Here is a 7,085-nt window from a genome sequence, read left to right on the forward strand (position 1 = left end):
ATTCAAGACCTTAGCGGCCGGATGGGCGCGCGCGTGAAATGGACGCTTGGCTGGAGAAATGGGCCAAACGCTTCATGCGCGGGGAAATTGGGCAGATTGCGACAATGGAGGCTTCGCGACAAAACGCACGAAATCGCCACGTTAGGCAGGAACGGCCTGTGCGAGACGCCTTTATGGCGATCAATCCGCGAGCCGGGATGACTCCCGAACCGACAGCAGCAATTCGCGCGCCATCCCCGGCCCTGCTTCAATCCGCCCCTGTGCAAAGGATTTTTCCTCTGCTATCGAACACCACCTGGGGGAATTCACATGACTTCGATCCGCCCGCTCGCCGCCGGCAACTGGAAAATGAACGGAACCAAAGCCTCGCTGGCGGAAATCGCCGCGATCGCCGCCGCCACTGTCGCGGGGGAGGCGGGCGAGGCGGAAGTGCTGATCTGCCCGCCGGCGACACTGATCGCCGCCGCCGCCGACGCGGTTGGCGGCACGATCGCCATCGGCGGCCAGGATTGCCACGCCAAGCCATCGGGCGCCCATACCGGCGATATTTCAGCCGAACAACTCAAGGACGCGGGCGCGACTTACGTCATCGTCGGACATTCCGAACGACGCGCCGACCATGGCGAGAGCGACGAAGTCGTGCGGTTCAAGGCGGAAGCGGCGCTGCGCGCCGGCCTGACCGCCATCGTCTGCGTCGGCGAGACGCAATTGCAGCGCGAGGCCGGCCAGACGCTCGCCGTGGTCGGCGGCCAATTGTCCGGCTCGCTGCCCCATGGCGCCACGGCGGAAAACCTCGTCGTCGCCTATGAGCCGGTCTGGGCGATCGGCACCGGCCTGACGCCTACGGCGGAGGATGTCGCGGAAGTCCACGGCTTCATCCGCCACGAGTTGGTCGACCTGATGCCGAAGGCCGGCGCCTCGGTGCGGATTCTCTACGGCGGATCGGTCAAGCCCAGCAATGCCCGCGAGTTGATGGGCGTGGCCAATGTCAATGGCGCGCTGGTCGGCGGGGCGAGTCTTACCGCCAAGGATTTTCTCGGTATAGCCGTGGTTTACAAGTAAGAATTCGCGCATAGAATCATGCCGCGGGGATAAGGAGCTTGCCGAAAACAACGACCTCAACCTGAGGGGCCGCCTGAAAGGCGGCGCCTCGAAGGATGGGAAATCGCCAAACCTCGAACCAAGGCGCCATAGGGCCTCGATGCCGACGGTCTTTAGGCTTTCCATCGCCGGGGTTTTGCGTTAAGACCCGCGCAAATACCGCCGCGTCCTTCCCGGAGCGGCGGTTTTCGTGGTTGATAGCGTTTTCGAGCAAACTGGTTACCGGTTCGCGTGAAGAAAACGCGTTAAGATAAAGAACTAGAGCTCCGCTCCGATTCGATCGGGGCGGAAAAAGGCTTTAGCCACTACAGGATTTCCATTCATGCAGACGGTTCTGATCGTCATTCATCTCCTCGTCGTGATCGCGCTGATCGCCACGGTCCTTTTGCAGCGTTCCGAAGGCGGGGCCTTGGGCATGGGCGGCGGCGGCGCCGGCAGTTTCTTCAGCGGGCGCGGCCAGGCCAATGCGCTGACGCGGGCCACCGCCATTCTCGCCACCATGTTTTTCATCACAAGTCTGGCGCTGACCGTGCTGGCTACCTACACTCGCTCGCAGAAATCGATTTTCGAATCGCCCGCGGCGGTGACGGCGCCCGCCGATCAGCCCAAGGGCACGGTGCTCGACAAGCTGAAGCAGATGCAAAAGTTCGCGCCCGAACAGGCGCCGCCCGGACCGGAGACGCCTCAGGCCCCGCCAAGATCGCAGTAAGCTCCCCGCTCCCCGCCGACGTCGCAGTAAGTTCGCTTTGAGTTTAAAGGGCCGGTCCGCCGGCCCTTTACTGAAAATCCGGCATTCGACCGGCGCGTGTTCGCGGCCTGGCCCGAAACGGGCGTAGCCGCGCGGCCGCGCCCCGCCCAAATACGAGGCCCCGCATGGCGCGCTATATATTCATCACCGGCGGCGTTGTGTCCTCCCTTGGCAAGGGCCTGGCCTCGGCGGCGCTCGGCGCTCTACTGCAGGCGCGCGGCTATACGGTGCGCTTGAGAAAGCTCGACCCCTATCTCAATGTCGATCCCGGCACCATGTCGCCTTACCAGCACGGCGAATGTTTCGTCACCGACGACGGCGCCGAAACCGATCTCGACCTCGGCCACTACGAACGTTTCACCGGCCGCTCGGCCAATCGCATGGACAATGTCACGACGGGGCGCATCTATCGCGACATCATCGCGCGCGAGCGGCGCGGCGATTATCTCGGCGGAACGGTCCAGGTCATTCCGCACGTCACCAACGCCATCAAGGAATTCGTCCTGGACGGCAACGAGGGCCATGATTTCGTGCTGGTCGAGATCGGCGGCACGGTTGGCGACATCGAGGCCATGCCCTTCCTCGAAGCGATCCGGCAATTGGGCAACGACCTGCCGCCGCACCATTGCGTCTATATCCACCTGACGTTGCTGCCCTATATTCCTTCCGCCGGGGAGGTGAAGACCAAGCCGACGCAGCATTCGGTCAAGGAATTGCGGTCGATCGGCATCCAGCCCGACATCCTGCTGTGCCGCGCCGACCGCGAGATTCCGGCCGAGGAGCGCCGAAAACTCAGCCTGTTCTGCAACGTGCGCGAATCGGCGGTGGTCGAGGCGCTGGACGTCGCCTCGATCTATGACGTGCCGCGCGCCTATCACGCCGCCGGCCTCGATCACGAAGTGCTCTCCGCCTTCGGTATCGAACCGGCGCCGCGCCCCGACATGAGCCGCTGGAACGCGGTGATGCAGGCGGTGCATAATCCCGAAGGCGAAGTCACCATCGCCATAGTCGGCAAATATACCGGCCTCAAGGACGCCTACAAGTCGCTGATCGAGGCTTTGGCGCACGGCGGCATTTCCAACCACGTAAAAGTTCATCTCGACTGGATCGAGGCGGAAATTTTTGAGCATCAGGACCCGTCGCCCTATCTCGAACATGTCCACGGCATCCTGGTGCCGGGCGGTTTCGGTTCGCGCGGGTCGGAAGGCAAGATCGCCGCCGCGCGTTTCGCCCGCCTGCGCAAAGTGCCCTATTTCGGCATCTGCTTCGGCATGCAGATGGCGGTGATCGAGGCGGCGCGCTCGCTGGCCGGGATCGAAAAGGCCGGTTCGACCGAGTTCGGCCCGACGCCGGAGCCAGTGGTCGGGCTGATGACCGAATGGTTGCGCGGCAACGAGCTGGAAAAGCGCGAGGAGAGCGGCAATCTCGGGGGCACCATGCGGCTCGGCGCCTATCCGGCCTTGCTGAAGCCGGGCACGAAAATCGCCGAAATCTATGGCGAGACCGAGATTTCCGAACGCCACCGCCACCGCTACGAGGTCAACCGGGACTATGTGAAAAGGCTGGAGCCCTGCGGCCTGGTTTTTTCCGGAACCTCGCCCGACGGCCTGCTGCCGGAAACGGTGGAATTCTCCGACCATCCCTGGTTCATCGGTGTGCAATATCACCCCGAACTGAAATCGCGCCCCTTCGAGCCGCACCCGCTTTTCGCGAGCTTTATCGCGGCGGCCAAGGCGCAGAGCCGTCTGGTTTGAGCGTTCAATCCTTGCAGTTCAAGCAGGCGTTTTTTTTGTGTCGTTGAAAGGTGGAAGAGACAAGGCCAGTCGCCGGTCGCCGAGGCTGCAAAATTAGGGCGGCGCTGAAGCTCCGAAAGCGTGGGTTGTTCTCTCTTCATAAACCAATTGCGTTGAAGTTGCATAGGCGTGACAGTTGTTGGCGGCGTTTTATTAGCCGGCACCCTGGGATCGCATTTTGGTTACTGGAAAAGAACGCCGAAAAATGTTATGGTTTATTGGTCGTCAGCTGAGAACGGCGGCGACAGAACTGTGTTCTGTACCTGCTTCGCACAGCGATGGAGGCCGCCATGGCTTATCATCTCGAAGGCCGTCTTCTGGAAGTCTGTGACTGCCGCGCGTTGTGCCCGTGCTGGATCGGAGAAGACCCCGATAACGGGACATGCGATACGATCGTCGCCTATCATTTCGATAAAGGGTCAATCGACGGCGTCGATGTCCAAAACACCACGATCGCGATTGTTGCCCATCTTCCCGGCAATATACTCGCCGGCAATTGGCGTGTCGCGATTTACATCGACGCGAACGCTTCCGCCGACCAGGAGAAGGCTCTGCTTAAAGTTTATTCTGGCAACGCCGGAGGCCCCGTCGCCGATATTGCAAAACTTGTAGGGGAAGTGGTCGCGGTCGAGCGCGTGCCGATCCGTTTCGAGGTTATGGAAGGTCGCGGCACGATCAAGATTGGCGATACGCAATATGCCGAACTTGAGCCCTGCCAGGGAGCGACGGGGGCCAATACGACATTGGCCGACACGATTTTCTCCACCGTGCCCGGTGCGCCAGTTTACGTTGGAAAAGCGCCTCATTACATTTCGAAGCAGCCGGCGCTTGGGATCAATCTCGATCTCCAAGGCCGCAATGCGCTACAAAGCACCTTCGTTTTCGACGCTTAGGCCGACGCGTCGCATTGGGGGACGCTTCGTCGATGCGCGCATTGCAACGAGGTGACGTCTGGCTGCCCGCCGTCGGCGGCGTTTCAGCAATGGCTCTGCTTGCGCTTGCCATCTGGGAGCACAGTCCCTACGGCCGTTATCTCGAGCATGGCGACTGGACCGGCGTCGGGCTCGCCGGCAGCGTCTGTAGCGCATTGCCGGCGGGTCCAATGTTATTTCCGCTCGCACTTTATGTCGTCGGATGGCTGTTGATGACCATCGCCATGATGATGCCTACGATAACGCCTCTGATTGCGATTTTCGTGACCATGACGCGAGATCGGAGCGACTGCGGCACCCTTATTTCTTTATTGATTTTTGGCTACCTTCTGCCGTGGTTCGCCTTCGGCTTAGCCGCCCACCTGGTCGACATGGCGTTGCATGCCTTGGCCGCCGGCAACGCCTTTTTGCTCGTCAATGGCTGGGTCGTTGGAGCTGTCGTCATCGGCCTCGCCGGCGCGTTTCAGTTCAGCGAACTCAAATATCGCTGCCTTGATAAATGCCGCACGCCGTTCAGTTTTTTGAATCAACATTGGCGTGGCGCAGCCGCGCGTCGGCAGTCGTTCATGCTTGGCGTTCACCATGGCGTCTTCTGCGTCGGCTGCTGCTGGGCAATGATGCTCTTGATGTTCGCCGTTGGCGCGGGCAGCGTCGGTTGGATGCTGGCGATTGGCGCGGTGATGGCCGTCGAGAAAAACGCCAGCTGGGGCCGCAAGCTGAGCGCGCCGCTTGGCGCCAGCCTGCTCATGACGTCAATCACAATTATCGCTCTGAACGTTTGACCTTCTCGGGGCGGACGCGCCGAGGAGGGCGCCATCTACGGCGAGGTCTTGCCCGCCAAAATTGTCGCGTCGCTGCCGAGGCCGGGCGGCGCCGCCGCTGCCGGGCACGAAAATTGTCGCGGCGCGGGCTCGGCGCTCCGCTTGGCAGGCGAAACGAGGCCGAACGAGCGGCGCCGCCCCCGATTGACCTTGGCTGAATTTTGGCGTTTTTGGCCGGCGAGCGGAGTCAGCGCTTCGGCGGGGAGCCTTCATTGGCGCGGGGATACAAAAAGACGGGGCAAATGGGCCATTGGCGGCGGATGGTCGTCGGTCGGGCCGCGCTCGTCCTGGTCCTGCAAGGGCTCAGCCTGTTTGCGGCATGCGGCGCGTCTTTCGCCGGGGACGCAGCGGCCCATGGCGATTCAACCATCGTTGCTCAGGCTGAGGCGGCAAAAATCTTTCACGGCGTCGGCAAAGTCGTCAACGTCGACGCCGCCTCTGGTTTTGTCACGATCGACCACGAGGACATTCCTGGCCTCATGGACGCCATGGAAATGCAGTTCCAGGCCATGCCCGCAAAAATCCTGGAAGAGGTCAAAGTTGGCGACAAGGTCGCGTTCGCCCTCGACGGCAAGAACTGGACGATCCTCGAAATTCAAAAGCTCACCGCTGCCAAATGATGGTCTTGGGCCAAGCGGAGGGCTTGGGCCGCCCGCGTCGCTTTTTGTCGATCAGGCGCCGACCTTGCGGCATTCTTCGGCGCAGGTCTTGCAAGATTCCGCGCAGGCCTTGCATTCGGCGACATCGGGATATTTCTCGCATTCCTTCTGGCAGGCCGCGCAGATTTCGCCCGTGGCTTTGGCGAAAGCCGGCGTCTGGCGCGAATTAACCGCAGCCAGCGCCTGAAGCGCGCCACAGGCTGCGACGACCTGATAGGCCGTATTGATGCAGCCGGTCATGGTATAGTCGTTCATCGCCAGCATGCCGATGCAGTGGCGCAGGCAATCGTTTGCAGTGGCGACGCAATGGCCGCAGTCGTCCTGAAGGGCCTTGTATTTCGGCGGGTGCATCATCGTCATATGCATTTCCCCGCTTTGCGCGCGAGCGTCGGTCGCGGAGAGCAAAGCGCCTGCTCCAACGACGGCGATGAATTCACGGCGTTCCATGGAGTTTTCTCCCTTTTTGAAATTGCCTTTTTCGGCGCGGAAAAGCGAGTGTTGGCTCCAGAGGAAGTTAGCACGAATTCTTCGTTCGTACGACGGTTTGATCGATTCTCGGCGCCAGCGGGACGCCCAAGCGCTCGTTTCTTCAATTCATATAGTTTTCTTTTTATGTCCATGTTATCGATTGCGGCGGTAATGGGGCGCTAAAGTTTGCGGATAGCCGACACAATAAGATCGACGAAATGGCGGCGGATTGTCGCCGGTCTCGCCATCGTCGCCTTGATCCTGCAGGGCCTCAGCCTTTTTGCGCCCACGTCGCGTATAAAAACGCCGGTCGAGGCGGCCCTCGCCGCGCTTTCCGGCCTGCCCGGTGTGGAGAACGCCGGAACCATCCTTTGCATCAATGCCGATGACGGCGATTTTTCGGGAAAGACTCCCGTCCATCGTCACGATCCGAGCGCCTGCCCGATGTGCCAGCTCGTTGGCGCAAGTCTCGCCGGCGTTCTCATTGCGGTCGCTTTGCCGATGCAGGCGCCCACCCAATCCCGCGCGCTGGCGATACCCCGGCGGGAATCGGCGCCGCGCGC

General features: G+C 61.4%; 8 protein-coding genes. 7 read left to right on the plus strand and 1 reads right to left on the minus strand.

The genetic code is table 11. The features are described from left to right. Nucleotides 1-309: 309 nt before the first annotated feature. The 6 genes from tpiA to ACLP2E_RS09320 all read left to right on the plus strand — a co-directional run bounded on the left by tpiA (nt 310) and on the right by ACLP2E_RS09320 (nt 6,015). Nucleotides 310-1,062: a triose-phosphate isomerase gene (tpiA, locus tag ACLP2E_RS09295; protein WP_442461967.1), complete on the plus strand. Its 753-nt coding sequence runs from the start codon at nt 310-312 to the stop codon at nt 1,060-1,062. A gap of 361 nt (nt 1,063-1,423) precedes the next feature. Beyond that, entirely contained in the window at nt 1,424-1,810 is a 387-nt protein-coding gene (secG, locus tag ACLP2E_RS09300; protein ID WP_442461968.1) for a preprotein translocase subunit SecG, read from the plus strand. A gap of 164 nt (nt 1,811-1,974) precedes the next feature. Then, nucleotides 1,975-3,603, plus strand: a complete 1,629-nt coding sequence (locus tag ACLP2E_RS09305; protein ID WP_442465740.1) for a CTP synthase — start codon at nt 1,975-1,977, stop codon at nt 3,601-3,603. A 329-nt stretch (nt 3,604-3,932) separates the two neighbouring features. After that, a complete protein-coding gene (locus ACLP2E_RS09310) occupies nt 3,933-4,535 on the plus strand; it encodes a DUF1326 domain-containing protein (RefSeq protein ID WP_442465741.1) in 603 nt (200 codons plus the stop codon). A 32-nt stretch (nt 4,536-4,567) separates the two neighbouring features. Further along, complete coding sequence (locus tag ACLP2E_RS09315) at nt 4,568-5,356, plus strand: DUF2182 domain-containing protein (RefSeq protein ID WP_442462721.1); 789 nt, start codon at nt 4,568-4,570, stop codon at nt 5,354-5,356. A gap of 299 nt (nt 5,357-5,655) precedes the next feature. Continuing rightward, a complete protein-coding gene (locus ACLP2E_RS09320; protein WP_442465742.1) occupies nt 5,656-6,015 on the plus strand; it encodes a copper-binding protein in 360 nt (119 codons plus the stop codon). Between the two features lie 51 nt (nt 6,016-6,066). Here ACLP2E_RS09320 and ACLP2E_RS09325 read toward each other — a convergent pair whose 3' ends face one another. Beyond that, on the minus strand, nt 6,067-6,501 hold the full coding sequence (locus ACLP2E_RS09325) for a four-helix bundle copper-binding protein (protein ID WP_442465743.1): 435 nt from the start codon (nt 6,499-6,501) through the stop codon (nt 6,067-6,069). A 207-nt stretch (nt 6,502-6,708) separates the two neighbouring features. On the opposite strand from ACLP2E_RS09325, the gene ACLP2E_RS09330 reads away from it, so the two are divergent. Further along, the coding region (locus tag ACLP2E_RS09330; protein ID WP_442465744.1) for a DUF2946 family protein at nt 6,709-7,085 on the plus strand (377 nt) is incomplete at its 3' end.

Source organism: Rhodoblastus sp. (assembly GCF_052145335.1).
Taxonomy (GTDB): Bacteria; Pseudomonadota; Alphaproteobacteria; order Rhizobiales; family Beijerinckiaceae; genus Rhodoblastus.